We start from the raw sequence: 12,961 nt of genomic DNA on the forward strand, positions 1-12,961 counted from the left end.
CCGAACAGGCTATCTCGTCGGTTGGACGGACTGTACCGGTTTGGCGACTTCGCGCCATGTCCGGGATACGTCGCCCGGAGGGGGCGCGAACGGCTCCGGGTTGGGGTAAATCTGTCGGTGCTGGGCGCGCGCGGATCGGACAGGGGACGCCCGGTCAAGCCTCAACGCGCGCGCCCGCCCTACGCTTCACACGCAGATAGCTGCGCCAGATCATCCGCTGCAGCATCAGCGTCACCACTCCCGCCACGGTCATACCGGCCAGGTTGATACCGAGTTGCGCGGCCGACCCACCGATCTGGTGCGGTGCCCAGAGCGCGAGCGACAACGCGAGGTCACCGGCGGCCGGGACGGTGGTGACCGAGATGAACACCCCGACGAGCGCGTTCCCGCGGCCGGCCGTCTGCGACAGTACGCCCGCGCAGCCGGCGAGCACGGCGACAACCGCGGACCACTTGTCCGGCCGCCAGATGAAGCCGGTCAGCGGGCGTGCCGCCGAGACCGAGTCGGCATCGACCCAGCCGGCCGCCCGGGCGAGCAACGCGGCGAGTGCGGTCAGCACGATCGCGAGCACGAAGCCCTTGACGAGCAGTACGAGCGACGCCCGCGACAGCCCGCCCTTGCGCAGGAACAACCCGACGGCCAGCGCGGCGACCACGCCGAACTCCGGTCCGACGACCATCGCGCCGACCACCAGGATCGACGAGTCGGTGATCACCGCGACCGAGGCGATCATCGTCGCGAGCGTCAGGAAGGCGTAGTACACCCAGGATCCGCCGGCCTCGTTGTACGCCTGGTCGACGACGGCATCCCAGATCACGGCGTCGTCGGGTGCTCCCGGCGCCGCCTTCTCCGCAGCCTGGGCGTTCCGCGAGGGCGCGGCGTCGACAGCGGTCAGGGCAACGGTGCCGTCCTCGTACAGGCCCTCGTTCTTCAGGAACGTGAGGATGTCCGAGGTCGCTTCGCGGGTCACGTCGCATTCGATGACGTCGCCGGCTGGACGCTGCGCGGCGCCAGGCAGCCGCACGATGCTGGTGACCCGTGGATCGGCGACGAGCGTGTCCTGAACGAGGTCACTGCGTTCCGGGGGAACGATCAGGCGAAGGTGCATCACGAGCGCCATGCTCTCAGGCGCCCGGGTGCGAACGGCTCAGGCAGGCTGGAGGGCCGCAACGCGCGGCTGCGTGTCTCAGTTGCCTCTCAGGTGCGACCATTGGGTGACGCACTGACGTCAGGGAGGCACGATGAGCGACACTGCCGCCGTACCGGAGACCGGTGAACGTCCCGAGCTGAAGCGGGTGATGGGACCAGGTCTCCTCCTGCTCTTCGTGGTCGGGGACATCCTCGGGACGGGCGTCTACGCCTTGACCGGGAAGGTGGCCGGCGAGGTCGGCGGCGCGGTCTGGCTGCCGTTCCTATGCGCGTTCGTGGTCGCGATGCTGACCGCGACGAGCTACCTCGAGCTGGTCACGAAGTACCCGAAGGCGGGCGGCGCGGCGGTCTACACGCACAAGGCGTTCGGGATCCACTTCCTGACGTTCCTGCTGACGTTCGCCGTGATGTGCTCCGGGCTGACGTCGGCGTCCAGCGCCTCCAAGGCGTTCGCGGCGAACTTCTTCTCCGCCGCGCACATCGACGCCGATCGCGGGGCGCTGCTGATGATCACCGCGCTCGTGTTCATGACGCTGATCGCGCTGGTGAACCTGCGCGGCGTCGGCGAGAGCGTCAAGGCGAACGTGGTCCTGACCTGCGTCGAGCTGAGCGGTCTGCTGATCGTCATCGGGATCGGCGCCTGGGCGTTGTTCGGCGGCGACGGCAACACCTCGCGGCTCACCGAGTTCCACGTGCCCGAAGGCGAGTCGGGGTTCGGGGCGGTGACGGCGGCGACCGCGCTCGCGTTCTTCGCGATGGTCGGGTTCGAGGACTCGGTGAACATGGCCGAGGAGACCAAGGACCCGGTCCGGATCTTCCCGAAGATGATGCTGCTCGGCCTGAGCATCACCGGCGTCATCTACGTACTGGTCGCGATCTCGGCGGTCGCACTCGTGACCCCGGACGAGCTGAACCAGGGCGCGACGCCACTGCTGAAGGTCGTCCAGGCCGGTGCACCGGGATTCCCGCTCGAGCTGTTCGCGTGGATCACGATGTTCGCGGTCGCGAACTCGGCGCTGATCAACATGCTGATGGCGAGCCGCCTGCTGTACGGGATGTCGCACGAGCGGGTGCTGCCCGGGCCGCTCGGCCGGGTGCTGCGCAAGCGCCGGACGCCGTACATCGCCATCCTGTTCACGACGCTGCTCGCGTTCGCGCTGATCGGGTACGCGGACCTCGCCGCGCTCGGTGGTACGACGGCGTTCCTGCTGCTCTGCGTCTTCGCGATCGTGAACGTGGCCGTCCTGGTGCTGCGCCGGGACAAGGTCGAGCACAAGCACTTCCATGCGCCGACCGCGCTGCCGGTGGTGGGCGCCGTCCTGTGCGTGTACCTGGCCAGCCCGTTGTCAGGACGGGACTCGGCGGACTACAAGATCGCCGGCTGGCTGATGGTCGTCGGGGTCGGGCTGTGGGCGCTGACCTGGCTGCTGAACAAATACGTGTTCAAGCGGCACGCCGACTTCGATCCGTCACACCTCGACCCGCAGGGTCCGGTGAACTGACCGGCACGAACGCCGCGAACAGCACGGTCGCGAGGGCCGCGAGCCCGGTGCCGACCGCGATCCAGCCGAGCGCGCGGTAGCCGGCGCCGGCGTTGATCGCGAGGCCGCCGAGCCACGGCCCGGCGGTGATGCCGACGTTGAACGCCGAGAAGTTGGTCGCGGTCGCGAGCGTGGAGCGGTCACCGGCGAGGCTGAACACGCGGGCGTTCAGCGCCGGGTTCGCGCCGAAGCCGAAGCCGCCGAGCAGAACGATCACACCGATGGTCAGCACCTTGTCGGTGGTCGTCAGCGCGAGCACTGCCGACAAGACGATCAGGCCGGTGATGCTGATGAACAACGTACGGAACGGCAGTGCGTCGGCGAACCGGCCGCCGAGGTTGATCCCGATGAACGAGCCGAGTCCGTACAGCGCGAGCACGCCGGGGACGGCCTCAACGCTCAGGCCGACCGTCTCGGTGAGGAGTGGGGCCAGGTAGCTGAAGATCACCAGGATGGTCGCGGTGACGAGCGCCGTGGTGCCGAAGGCCAGCCACAGGCGAGTGTTGCCCAGCGCGCGGAACTCGTCGCGCAGCCGTGGAGCCTGCGCTGGATCGGGCCGGCCGGCGGGCACTGTGGCCAGGACGCCGGCCATCGCGAGCACGCACAGGCCGGCGACAGTCCAGAACGCCGACTGCCAGCCGAGGTGCTGACCGAGGACGGTCCCGAGCGGGAGCCCGACGATGGTCGCGACGGTCAGTCCGCCGGTCACGACACTCATCGCCCGCGCCCGGCTGTCCGCGCGGACGAGCGTCATCACCGTGACCGCGGCGACCGACCAGAACCCGGCGTACACGAAGGCGCCGACGATCCGGGTGCCGAGCAGTACGGCGTAGTTGGTGGTCAGGGCGCCCGCGACGTGCGTGAGTGCGAAGATCGTGAGGAAGACGAGCAACGCCGTACGGCGGGACCAGCCGAGCGTGAGGACCGCAAGGACCGGCGCGCCGACAAGCATGCCGGCGGCGAACGCCGAGATCAGCAGCCCGGCCTGGGGGATCGACACGTGCAGATCAGCGGCCAGCTCCGGCAGCAGCCCCGCCAGCATCAACTCCGACGTCCCCTGAGCGAAAATGCTCAGCCCAAGCACGTACACGGCGATCGGCATCGTTCCCCCTCACTCGACGAGCCACTCGCAGTATCGCAGACGTCACGTTCTGCTGTCGCCGCGCCTGTCAAGGGTTGAGACTTGGCCGGATACGGCATTGTGGAGGCATGAGCTCCCAGACCCCGGCGAAGCGCACTGGGCGGAGTGTGGACACTGCCCGGATCGGGTCCGGGTTGAAGCTGCTTGGTGCGTTGGTGGGGCTGATGTGGGTGATCGAGGTCGTGGACACCGCGACGAACGGGGCCCTCGATCAGTACGGGATCATCTCGCGCGAGCCGCGCGGCCTGGTCGGCATCCTGACTGCGCCGTTCCTGCACCTGGGGTTCGGGCACCTGATCTCGAACACGCTGCCGCTCGTCACGCTCGGGGCGTTGATCGCGATCAGCGGCGCGGCCCGGCTGTTCGCGGTGACCGCGATCGTGACCGTGATCGGCGGGTTCGGCACCTGGCTGATCTCACCGCCGAACGTGATCACGATCGGCGCAAGCGGCCTGGTCTTCGGCTACGCGACGTACCTCGTCCTGCGCGGGCTGTTCAACCGCCGGATCGCTCAGGTGCTCGTCGGCATCGTCGTGGTGATGGTGTGGGGGAGTGCGCTGTGGGGCGGGCTGCTGCCGCAGGACGGGATCTCCTGGCAGGGCCACCTGTTCGGCGGTCTCGCCGGAGTTCTTGCCGCGTGGGTCCTGGCCGACGACAAGCAGCCCAAGCGCGTCAGCTGAGCGTGCCCGGATCGGTGTTCGCACCACAGACGACGACCACCACCCGCTCACCGGGTTGAGGCTCGTACGCGCCTGAGACGAGCGCCGCGTACGCCGTCGCGCCGCCGTGCTCTGTCGCCAGGTGATGGTCGTGCCAGAGCTCCTTGCGGGCGGCAACGATCGCGTCGTCGGTCACCAGTACGGACTGCACGTGATGGTCCTGGACCGAGGCGAACGCATGGTCGCCGAGGCGGCGGGCGCCCAACGAGTCTGCTGCAATGCCGGCGACCGAACCGTCGGTCGGCCGGCCTTCACCAAGCGCACGGTGCATGGTCGGCGCCAGTTCCGGCTCCACGCCGACCACGTGTGCCCGGTCGCCGATCGCGGTCGCGATGCCGCCGATCAGCCCGCCGCCGCCAACCGCCACGAGAACGGTGTCGAACCCGTCGACCTGCTCGAGAAGCTCCAGCCCGACCGTGCCCTGGCCCGCAACGACCTCCGGTTGGTCGTACGCATGAACGAGCAGCGCGTGCGACTCTTCCTGCGCGTGCAGTGCCGCCTGGTACGCCTCGGCGTACTCGCTCCCGACCTGCACGATCTCGGCATCCAGCGTCCGCAGCTTCCCGAGCTTGGCCGCGGGCGTGGTCACCGGCACGAAGATCCGGGCCGGTACGCCGAGTGCGCGCGCCGCGTACGCGGCCGCCAGACCGTGGTTGCCGCCGGACGCCGCGATGATGCCCTGCCCGGTCAGCTCGCCGTTCTCCTTCGCGGTCAGCAACCGGTTGAAGGCACCCCGCGGCTTGAACGACCCGGTGTGCTGGAGCAGTTCGAGCTTGAAGATCAGCCCGGGCCGTACCTCGATCACCGGCGTCCGCAGGACCCGCCCAGCGATCCGCTCCGCAGCCTGCCGCACATCCTCGACTCTTACCGTCATGCCCCAACCCTGCCACGATGGGGAACAGCCGACGGATGGAGGCCATACACATGGGCGCGTACGAGGAGAGCTACCGCCGGAGCCTGGACGACCCGCACGGGTTCTGGCTGGAAGCGGCCGAGGCGATCTCCTGGACGAGTCCACCGACCCAGGCCCTCGACGAGACCGGCGCCCCGATCTTCCATTGGTATCCCGACGGTGTCCTGAACACGTCGTACAACGCTCTCGACCGGCACGTCGAAGCCGGTGCCGGTGACCGGACCGCCCTGATCTACGACTCACCGGTGACCGGATCAGGCGCGAGCTTCACCTACGCCGAGCTGCGCGACCAGGTCGCCCTCTTCGCCGGCGCCTTGCGCTCGCTCGGAGTTGACAAGGGTGACCGGGTCATTGTCTACATGCCGATGATCCCGGAAGCAGTAGTCGCCATGCTCGCCTGCGCCCGGCTCGGCGCCATCCACTCGGTGGTCTTCGGCGGCTTCGCGCCGCGTGAGCTCGCGGCCCGGATCGAAGACGCCGGCCCGAAGGTGATCGTGGCTGCATCGTGCGGAGTCGAACCGTCGCGGGTCGTCGAGTACAAGCCGATCATCGACGAGGCGCTGACGATCGCGTCGCACAGTCCGGATCACACCGTCGTACTGCAGCGCCCGCAGGCCGAGGCGCAGCTGGGCGAGCGCGATCTCGACTGGACCGCGCTGGTAGCCAAGGCGCAGCCCGCCGATCCGGTGCCCGTCGCGGCGACCGATCCGCTCTACATCCTCTACACCTCTGGTACGACCGGCCGCCCGAAAGGTGTCGTCCGCGACAACGGCGGTCACGCGGTCGCGCTCGCCTGGACCATGCGGAACGTGTACGACATCGGGCCGGGCGACGTGTGGTGGACCGCCTCGGACGTCGGCTGGGTGGTCGGCCACTCGTACATCGTCTACGCGCCGCTTCTGGTCGGTGCGACGACCGTCCTGTACGAGGGCAAGCCGGTCGGTACGCCCGATGCGGGCGCGTTCTGGCGGGTGATCTCCGAGCACGGGGCGAAGGCGTTGTTCACCGCTCCGACCGCGATCCGCGCGATCAAGAAGGTGGATCCCGGGGCCGGCGAGTTGGCGAAGTACCCGATGGATTCGTTCCGGACGCTGTTCCTCGCGGGCGAACGGCTCGACCCGGAGACGTACCACTGGGCGCACGAGCATCTGGACGTCCCGGTGGTCGACCACTGGTGGCAGACCGAGACCGGCTGGCCGATCGCCGCCAACCCGCGCGGTCTGGAGCCGCTGCCGACCAAGCCGGGCTCGGCCACCGTGCCGATGCCGGGCTGGAACGTGCAGATCCTCGACCCGTCCGGCAAGGAACTGCAGCCGCACGAGGAGGGCTCGATCGCGATCAAGCTGCCGCTGCCGCCGGGTGCGCTGCCGACGCTGTGGGGTGACGACCAGCGCTACATCGACAGCTACCTCACGGAGTACGACGGCTACTACCTGACCGGCGACGGCGGCTACATCGACCAGGACGGCTACATCTTCGTGATGGGCCGGACCGACGACGTGATCAACGTGGCCGGGCACCGGCTGTCGACCGGTTCGATCGAGGCGGTGGTGGCTGCGAACGCGGCCGTGGCCGAGTGCGCGGTGATCGGCGTGCACGATGCGTTGAAGGGACAGTTGCCGCGGGCTCTCGTCGTACTGAAGGCCGGCGCGACGGTTCCCGAGGACGTGCTGCGCGACGAACTGGTCGCCGCGGTACGCCAGGAGATCGGGCCGGTCGCCGCGTTCCGGGACGTGTCCGTGGTGGAGGCACTGCCGAAGACGCGTTCCGGGAAGATCCTGCGCCGGACGATGCGCGGAATCGCCGACGGCCGGGACGAGCCGGTGCCGTCGACGATCGAGGATCCCGCCGTACTCGACGCGCTACGCCCGGTCCTGCGCGTCCAGGAAGGCTAGGACCGCCGGGCTCGCCGTCGCGCGGAACTCGTGGAAGTACGCGTGCCGGGCGCCCTGGATCAGCTCCGCGCGCGCTCCCGGGATGCGGTCGGCGAGCAGTTGCGCGTTGGCGACCGGGCTGAAGATGTCGTCGGTGCCGTGCAGGATCAGCGTCGGCGCGGTGATGCTCGGCAGGCCGTCCCAGGCGTCGTGCTTGTTGCTCGCGACCAGGTGCCTGCCTTTCGCGTACGACGGCATGGTCGTGTCCCCGAGGACGTAGTACGGACCGGGGTTCTGGGCGAGCCACTCCGGGGTGTACATGAGCTCGAGCAGGACGCGGTCGGTTCGCGCCGGATCCGCGAGCGCCTTGCGGATCTGCTGGCTGCGCTCGTGCCCGTGGGCCGCGCCGGGTGAGGTGCATCCGAGTACGAGTCTGCCGACGCGCTGCGGTGCATCGATCGCGAGCCATTGGGCGACCCGTCCACCCATCGAGGTCCCGTAGATGTGCGCGCTGTTCAGTCCGAGAACGTCCAGTACGGCGATGACGTCCTGCGCGAAGCCTCGCGTGCTGTAGACGTCGTCCGGCTTGTCGCTGTCACCCGTACCGCGCCAGTCGAGGGTGATGAGTTGGTGTCCCTCGAAGTCGGAAAGAATCGGGTCCCACCAGGTGTGGTTGTTCGACTGGCCGGCCAGCAGTACGAGTGGTTGCCCCTCGCCACGAACCTGAAAGGCGATCCTCGTCCCGTCAACAGCTGCGGCGTGTGGCACAGAGATAGTGTGCAGGTATGCGAGTCGTCATTGCGGGTGGACACGGACAGATCGCGCTCCGGCTGACCCGGGTGCTGAGTGCGGCCGGGCACGACGTGGTCGGCGTGGTGCGGAACCCGGACCACGAGATCGATGTGATCGCCGCCGGTGGACAGGCGGTGGTCCTCGACCTCGAGCAGGCCGGCGATGCCGCGGTCGCCGACGTACTGCGGGGCGCCGATGTGGCGATCTTCGCGGCCGGTGCCGGGCCGGGCAGCGGCAACGCCCGCAAGGACACCGTCGACCGCGGCGCGGCCGCGCTGTTCGCGGACGCTGCCGAGCAGGCCGGCGTCCGGCGACACATCCAGGTCGGCTCGATGGGTGCCGACCGGGCGGACTCGCTGACCGACGACGCGTCGTTCACGGTGTACCTCAAGGCCAAGTGGGCCGCCGAGGAGGACCTGCGCGCCCGCGACCTGGACTGGACCGTTTTGCGTCCCGGCGGTCTCACCGACGACCCCGGGACCGGCAAGGTGCACCTCGCCGACAAGACCGGCAACGGCCGGATCACCCGCGACGACGTCGCGCTGGTGCTGGCCGGCCTCTGCGAGACCCCGGCCGCGATCGGCCGGACGCTCGAACTCGTGGCCGGGGACACCCCGGTCCGCGAGGCCCTCGACAACCTTTAAGTTGCCACACGCAACAGAATGTGACGGGAACGATGGCAGACACACTCCGCCAGATCAGCTTCGAACGCCTCGCGAACAGCAGCTACGAGGTGAAGAACGCCCGCGGCGGCACCCTGCGCGTAGGCTCCGGCGGCGCGGACACCGACTTCACACCGGTGGAACTGCTGCTGGCCGCGATCGGGACCTGCTCGGCGATCGACGTCGACATCGTGGTGAGCCGGCGCGCGGAGCCGACCGAGTTCAGTGCGGTGGTCCGCGGCGACAAGGTCCGGGACGCCGACGAGGGCAACCGGATGGAGAACCTCGCCGTCGAGTTCACGGTCCGTTTCCCCGAGGGCGAGGACGGTGACAAGGCCCGCGAGGCCCTGCCGCGTTCGGTGAAGATGTCCCACGACCGGCTCTGCACGGTCAGCCGCACGGTCGAGCTCGGCACCCCCGTCACCACGACGGTCAACGACTGAGCACGTCACGGAGGCGCTGCGCGTAGGCCTTCGGGTGGCTGAGGTTTCCGTTGTGGCCGCCCGGGAAGGTTGCGAGGTCCTGGTCGAGCAGGTCGGCCAGGGCCTCGGCGCAGCGGTAGTCGAAGACGGTGTGCGGTGTCGTCGTACCGGCGGCCGGCACGATCGTCGCGCTGCTCGTTGTGAGGTCGGACGGCGTGAGTTCGTCGGTGGCCGCGGCGGTGAAGTCGTGGCGGATGAAGTAGTCGAAGTTCGCAAGCCGGTTCGCGTCCATCGGGAAGTCGGTACGGCCGGGTTCGCCGTTCGACTGGTCGATGCCGAGTGAACCGACGATCTCGGGGATGGTCGCCTTGAGCCCGTTGGTGAGGTAGTGGTCGCGGATCGCGGCCAGCTCGTCGCGGTGCGGCTGCGGGTCGGGGAGCAGCCACGGCGCGATCGGTTCGTGCGCGACGAGCGTGTGCAGCTGGCGCGGATGTTTGACGGTCAGGTGCAGGCCGAGGACGGCGCCGATACTGCAGCCGAGCATGGCGACCGGCTCGTCGGTCACGTGTTCCAGCAGCAGGTGTACGTCGTTGGCGTGCTCGGCGATCGTGGCGCCGGCGGCCGTCTTGCTGCGGGAGAGGCCGCGGCGGTCGTAGGTGAGGACCGTGTAGTCGTCGACGAGGTGGCTCACCAGGTCGGTCGTGCGGTCGGCGTCCCCTTCGCCGCTCTGTGCGATCAGCAGAAGTGGGCCGCTGCCCTCGAGTTGGTAGTGCAGGACTGCGCCGGGAACCTCGATGGTCGTCATGATCCTGAAACTACATCTGTTTGGATACATCTATCAAGATGTATCGACAATGATGTAGATTTCTCGGCGTGAACGGAGTGCAGCTGTTCCTGCTCGGGCGGGCCCTGATGAAGATCGGCGAGGACGCGCTGCCCGAGCCTCCCGGTGGCTCGGGCCGGTACGCCGGAAGTACGCGGATGGTGCTGATCGTCGCGACCGACATCGCCGAGCATCCGGACAGCGCGGTGGGGGAGATCGCCGCCCGGACCGGTCTGCCGCAGAGCCAGGTGTCGACCGCGATCAGCCGCCTCAAGGAGGCCGGTACCGTCGTCACGACCACCGACCCCACGGATCGCCGGCGCGCCCTGGTCACCCAGGCACCGACCGCCTCCGACCGCCTCACCGAGGTCCGCGCCACCAGCATCGTCCCCGCCCTGACCGAAGCCCTCGGCACGGACGACCCCGCCCGCATCGCCAAGCTCACCGCCGCCCTGGACCAACTGGCCGACGCCCTCCTCCCGGCCAGGTAACGGTGAACCCACCGTTCGTCATGCTGGGTCGCGGAAAGGGAGGGAGCTGGATCTGATGGACGACCTTGACGACGATCAGAACAACGTAGCGCCCGCGCAGGCGGTGACACCGTACGAGTGGTGTCGGCGTTATGCGCTCGATGAGGTCGATCGAGAATCATTGATCGACGTGCTGGCGGCGTATGAGTACACGCCGGCCGTCGACGACCGGGAGTGGAACGACGCGATCGTGCAGCCGCCCGGGACCGTCGACGAGATCGAGCAGGCCAGTATCGACGGTCTGATCGATGCCGACCTGTACGAGGCGATCATCGATCGGCTCAGGGCCGGCTGAGGAACTCCGACGGGGCGCGGAGCCGAGTTCGCAGCAGGGCTTGCGTACGGCGGGAGTCGAGCTGGATGTCGGACGGGTCTCCGGGGGTCGAGGGCAGGGCGTCGGGGTCGAGGCCGTCGCGGGTGGCGATCAGGCAGCCGAGTTGATGGCGGCTCAACGCATCCGGGCCGGCCAGGTGCGCGATGCCTTCGGCGTCGGACGTGAGGAGCTCGAGCAGCGCGGACGCCAGGTCGCCGACGTGCACCGGCCGGCGGATGTTGCCGGTGAAGAACGTGCCGGGCTCGCCGGCCGCGAGGCGCCGTACCCGTTGCTCCTCGCCCGAGTTCCCGTCGGATCCGACGATGATCGACGTACGGGCGATGACGGCGTCCGGCCGGATCGTGCGGATGGTGGTCTCGGCCGCGGCCTTCGCTGCGCCGTACGGAGTGGTCGGGCACGGCGGCTCGTCCTCACCGAACGCCGCCGCACGCGATCCGAAGACCGCATCGGACGACACGAACACCAGCCGCGCGCCGTCCGCCGCGAGCGCCACATTCACCGCGCCCTCGGCGGTGGTGGCCCAGTCGTCCTGCTTATAGGCCGTGTGGATGATCGCGTCCGGCCGGACATCACGGATCACCGCGCGCACGTGGTCGCGGTGCCGTACGTCGAGCTGCACTCCGCCCGGCACGGTCTGGGAGTGGTACGCCGGTACGACGTCGTGCTGGGCAGTGCGCAGGAGTTCACGCCCCAGGAGTCCTGCGGCTCCAGTGACGAGAAGCCTCACACCAGAACTCTATGCCGTTCCAGTCGCCAGCCGGCGGTCCGCGTGGCGCGCTTCACCTCGGCGACCGTGCGGATCTTCCGCGGCGACTTCCACGACTGCGACGGCTTGTGCAGCATCCACCCGTCGCCGATGGTCAGTCCCGCATGCTGCACGAGCCCGCCGGCGTCGCGCCAGACGAAGACCGTTCCCGGTACATCGTCGCTGCCACCGCGTTCCGTGTGACCCGCGAGCCATTCCTCGAATGGTTCCCGCACCATCCACACGTGCTCGGCACCCTCGACCCCGGATGCAGCCATCACGGTGCCGAAGCAGTTCGGGCCGCTGCCGTCCGCGAACGTGCCGGCCAGCTCGCGGACGCGCGGCAACAGCTTCGGCCACGTGCGGACCTCCCGGTGCCGGCTCGGCCCGAGGTCCTCGCTGACGATCTGCGGCAGGATCTCCCGCGGACGCTCGAGGAGCGACTTCCACCAGACGAAGCGGTGACCGTCGGCCTGCCGTACGTCCGCCCCGACCACACCGGACCACCGCCGGACGGTCGGCACCGAGCCGCGTCCGTGGTTCACCTGCGCACGCACCAGCCCGGCGCGAGTCGGCCTGGGAAGTTCGTTGTACGCGGCCTCGGTCAGCCAGGCCGCCCGCGAGGCCTTGGCGTCGATCGCGTAGATCCAGTACGTGTCGCGGTCCTCGCGCCTCGGCTCCCGGTCGTCCGTCTCCAGCCGCCACGCGGTCGCCTGTTTCCTGGTGACGAAGAACGGCTGCTCGTCAGGCGCGAGCCAGTCGACCCATCGTTCCAGCAGGGCGGGGGAGACGGGGATACCGAGGACGGTCAGCATCCCGCAACGTTCTCATTCGCCGGCCGGATCGGTCACCGGCTTTTGTGGACCGCGGAAGCGCTGCGTCTGTGAGTAGACCAGGTTGGTCGTCGTACTGCCGAAGTCGGTCAGCTCGTTCACGAGCTCTTCCAGGTGCGGCATCGACGCCGCCGCGACCTTCAGCGTGTAGCAGTCGTCGCCGGTGGTCCGCAGGCACTCGAGGATCTCGCGCCGCTCGGCCAGCAACCGGTGCAGTGGGTCGTGCTTGTTCCCCGGGTACTTCAGCCGTACGACAGCCAGCACCGGGTAGCCGACCTTGGTGAGATCGACCTCGGCGCGGTAGGCGGTGATGACGCCGATCGACTCCAGCCGCCGGACCCGTTCTGTCGTCGCCGAGGCGCTCAGGTTGACGCGCTTGCCGAGCTGGGTGAGCGACAGCCGCGCGTCCTCCTGCAGCTCGTTGATGATCGCCCAGTCGGTCGAATCGAGACTCTCGGTCATGCGGCAAATCTACCGGTGAAT

Annotated in this window: 15 protein-coding genes; 7 read left to right on the forward strand and 8 right to left on the reverse strand. The window is 69.0% G+C overall.

The genetic code is table 11. The features are described from left to right. Positions 1-154 precede the first annotated feature (154 nt). On the reverse strand, positions 155-1,108 hold the full coding sequence (locus tag ACGFI6_RS23590) for a DUF389 domain-containing protein (RefSeq protein WP_393122528.1): 954 nt from the start codon (positions 1,106-1,108) through the stop codon (positions 155-157). 133 nt (positions 1,109-1,241) lie between these two features. Here ACGFI6_RS23590 and ACGFI6_RS23595 point away from each other — a divergent pair, with 133 nt between their 5' ends. Beyond that, positions 1,242-2,651 (forward strand): APC family permease, encoded by a 1,410-nt coding sequence (locus ACGFI6_RS23595; protein WP_393121909.1) that lies wholly within the window; start codon positions 1,242-1,244, stop codon positions 2,649-2,651. Here the strand turns inward: ACGFI6_RS23595 and ACGFI6_RS23600 are convergent. Next, complete coding sequence (locus ACGFI6_RS23600; protein WP_393121911.1) at positions 2,593-3,792, reverse strand: Cmx/CmrA family chloramphenicol efflux MFS transporter; 1,200 nt, start codon at positions 3,790-3,792, stop codon at positions 2,593-2,595. The two genes, ACGFI6_RS23595 and ACGFI6_RS23600, sit on opposite strands and share 59 nt — an antisense overlap. Positions 3,793-3,899: 107 nt before the next feature. Here ACGFI6_RS23600 and ACGFI6_RS23605 point away from each other — a divergent pair, with 107 nt between their 5' ends. Beyond that, positions 3,900-4,511 (forward strand): rhomboid family intramembrane serine protease, encoded by a 612-nt coding sequence (locus tag ACGFI6_RS23605; protein ID WP_393121913.1) that lies wholly within the window; start codon positions 3,900-3,902, stop codon positions 4,509-4,511. Here ACGFI6_RS23605 and ACGFI6_RS23610 read toward each other — a convergent pair. Beyond that, positions 4,504-5,424 carry a threonine/serine dehydratase gene (locus ACGFI6_RS23610; RefSeq protein ID WP_393121915.1) on the reverse strand — a complete coding sequence of 307 codons (921 nt, stop codon included), beginning with the start codon at positions 5,422-5,424 and terminating at the stop codon, positions 4,504-4,506. The two genes, ACGFI6_RS23605 and ACGFI6_RS23610, sit on opposite strands and share 8 nt — an antisense overlap. A gap of 17 nt (positions 5,425-5,441) precedes the next feature. On the opposite strand from ACGFI6_RS23610, the gene ACGFI6_RS23615 reads away from it, so the two are divergent. Next, the gene (locus tag ACGFI6_RS23615) at positions 5,442-7,358 is read left to right on the forward strand and encodes a propionyl-CoA synthetase (protein ID WP_393121917.1); all 1,917 of its coding nucleotides are present in this window, start codon (positions 5,442-5,444) and stop codon (positions 7,356-7,358) included. On the opposite strand, the gene ACGFI6_RS23620 is transcribed toward ACGFI6_RS23615, so the two are convergent. Next, on the reverse strand, positions 7,326-8,105 hold the full coding sequence (locus tag ACGFI6_RS23620; protein ID WP_393121919.1) for an alpha/beta fold hydrolase: 780 nt from the start codon (positions 8,103-8,105) through the stop codon (positions 7,326-7,328). The genes ACGFI6_RS23615 and ACGFI6_RS23620 overlap by 33 nt on opposite strands. Before the next feature lie 17 nt (positions 8,106-8,122). Here ACGFI6_RS23620 and ACGFI6_RS23625 point away from each other — a divergent pair, with 17 nt between their 5' ends. Continuing rightward, positions 8,123-8,773, forward strand: coding sequence for an SDR family oxidoreductase (locus tag ACGFI6_RS23625; protein ID WP_393121921.1), 651 nt, complete (start codon positions 8,123-8,125; stop codon positions 8,771-8,773). Between the two features lie 32 nt (positions 8,774-8,805). Continuing rightward, on the forward strand, positions 8,806-9,234 hold the full coding sequence (locus ACGFI6_RS23630; protein WP_393121923.1) for an OsmC family protein: 429 nt from the start codon (positions 8,806-8,808) through the stop codon (positions 9,232-9,234). Here ACGFI6_RS23630 and ACGFI6_RS23635 read toward each other — a convergent pair. Next, on the reverse strand, positions 9,224-10,018 hold the full coding sequence (locus ACGFI6_RS23635) for an alpha/beta fold hydrolase (RefSeq protein WP_393121925.1): 795 nt from the start codon (positions 10,016-10,018) through the stop codon (positions 9,224-9,226). The genes ACGFI6_RS23630 and ACGFI6_RS23635 overlap by 11 nt on opposite strands. Before the next feature lie 68 nt (positions 10,019-10,086). Between ACGFI6_RS23635 and ACGFI6_RS23640 the strand changes: the two genes are divergently transcribed. Together ACGFI6_RS23640 and ACGFI6_RS23645 are read left to right on the forward strand one after the other, a co-directional pair. After that, positions 10,087-10,527, forward strand: a complete 441-nt coding sequence (locus tag ACGFI6_RS23640) for a MarR family transcriptional regulator (protein ID WP_393121927.1) — start codon at positions 10,087-10,089, stop codon at positions 10,525-10,527. Positions 10,528-10,582: 55 nt separating this feature from the next. Then, entirely contained in the window at positions 10,583-10,861 is a 279-nt protein-coding gene (locus ACGFI6_RS23645; protein WP_393121929.1) for a hypothetical protein, read from the forward strand. On the opposite strand, the gene ACGFI6_RS23650 is transcribed toward ACGFI6_RS23645, so the two are convergent. Genes ACGFI6_RS23650 through ACGFI6_RS23660 form a run of 3 tightly spaced genes read right to left on the reverse strand, consistent with a single transcriptional unit; the run spans position 10,848 to position 12,940 of the window. Continuing rightward, on the reverse strand, positions 10,848-11,627 hold the full coding sequence (locus tag ACGFI6_RS23650) for an SDR family oxidoreductase (RefSeq protein ID WP_393121931.1): 780 nt from the start codon (positions 11,625-11,627) through the stop codon (positions 10,848-10,850). The genes ACGFI6_RS23645 and ACGFI6_RS23650 overlap by 14 nt on opposite strands. Further along, entirely contained in the window at positions 11,624-12,460 is an 837-nt protein-coding gene (locus ACGFI6_RS23655; RefSeq protein WP_393121933.1) for a hypothetical protein, read from the reverse strand. Before ACGFI6_RS23655 ends, ACGFI6_RS23650 begins: the two co-directional genes overlap by 4 nt. Positions 12,461-12,472: 12 nt before the next feature. Next, positions 12,473-12,940, reverse strand: a complete 468-nt coding sequence (locus ACGFI6_RS23660) for an Lrp/AsnC family transcriptional regulator (protein WP_393121935.1) — start codon at positions 12,938-12,940, stop codon at positions 12,473-12,475. Between the last annotated feature and the right edge of the window lie 21 nt (positions 12,941-12,961).

The organism is Kribbella sp. NPDC048928 (genome assembly GCF_043197975.1).
Classification (GTDB): Bacteria; Actinomycetota; Actinomycetes; order Propionibacteriales; family Kribbellaceae; genus Kribbella.

Excerpts from the sequence above, each read along its gene's own strand:
- ACGFI6_RS23625 (WP_393121921.1), top strand. The coding sequence starts at position 8,123 with ATGCGAGTCGTCATTGCGGGTGGACACGGACAGATCGCGCTCCGGCTG.
- ACGFI6_RS23655 (WP_393121933.1), bottom strand. The coding sequence starts at position 12,460 with ATGCTGACCGTCCTCGGTATCCCCGTCTCCCCCGCCCTGCTGGAACGA.
- ACGFI6_RS23630 (WP_393121923.1), top strand. The coding sequence starts at position 8,806 with ATGGCAGACACACTCCGCCAGATCAGCTTCGAACGCCTCGCGAACAGC.
- ACGFI6_RS23590 (WP_393122528.1), bottom strand. The coding sequence starts at position 1,108 with ATGCACCTTCGCCTGATCGTTCCCCCGGAACGCAGTGACCTCGTTCAG.
- ACGFI6_RS23605 (WP_393121913.1), top strand. The coding sequence starts at position 3,900 with ATGAGCTCCCAGACCCCGGCGAAGCGCACTGGGCGGAGTGTGGACACT.
- ACGFI6_RS23595 (WP_393121909.1), top strand. The coding sequence starts at position 1,242 with ATGAGCGACACTGCCGCCGTACCGGAGACCGGTGAACGTCCCGAGCTG.
- ACGFI6_RS23615 (WP_393121917.1), top strand. The coding sequence starts at position 5,442 with ATGGGGAACAGCCGACGGATGGAGGCCATACACATGGGCGCGTACGAG.
- ACGFI6_RS23645 (WP_393121929.1), top strand. The coding sequence starts at position 10,583 with ATGGACGACCTTGACGACGATCAGAACAACGTAGCGCCCGCGCAGGCG.
- ACGFI6_RS23600 (WP_393121911.1), bottom strand. The coding sequence starts at position 3,792 with ATGCCGATCGCCGTGTACGTGCTTGGGCTGAGCATTTTCGCTCAGGGG.
- ACGFI6_RS23660 (WP_393121935.1), bottom strand. The coding sequence starts at position 12,940 with ATGACCGAGAGTCTCGATTCGACCGACTGGGCGATCATCAACGAGCTG.
- ACGFI6_RS23610 (WP_393121915.1), bottom strand. The coding sequence starts at position 5,424 with ATGACGGTAAGAGTCGAGGATGTGCGGCAGGCTGCGGAGCGGATCGCT.
- ACGFI6_RS23635 (WP_393121925.1), bottom strand. The coding sequence starts at position 10,018 with ATGACGACCATCGAGGTTCCCGGCGCAGTCCTGCACTACCAACTCGAG.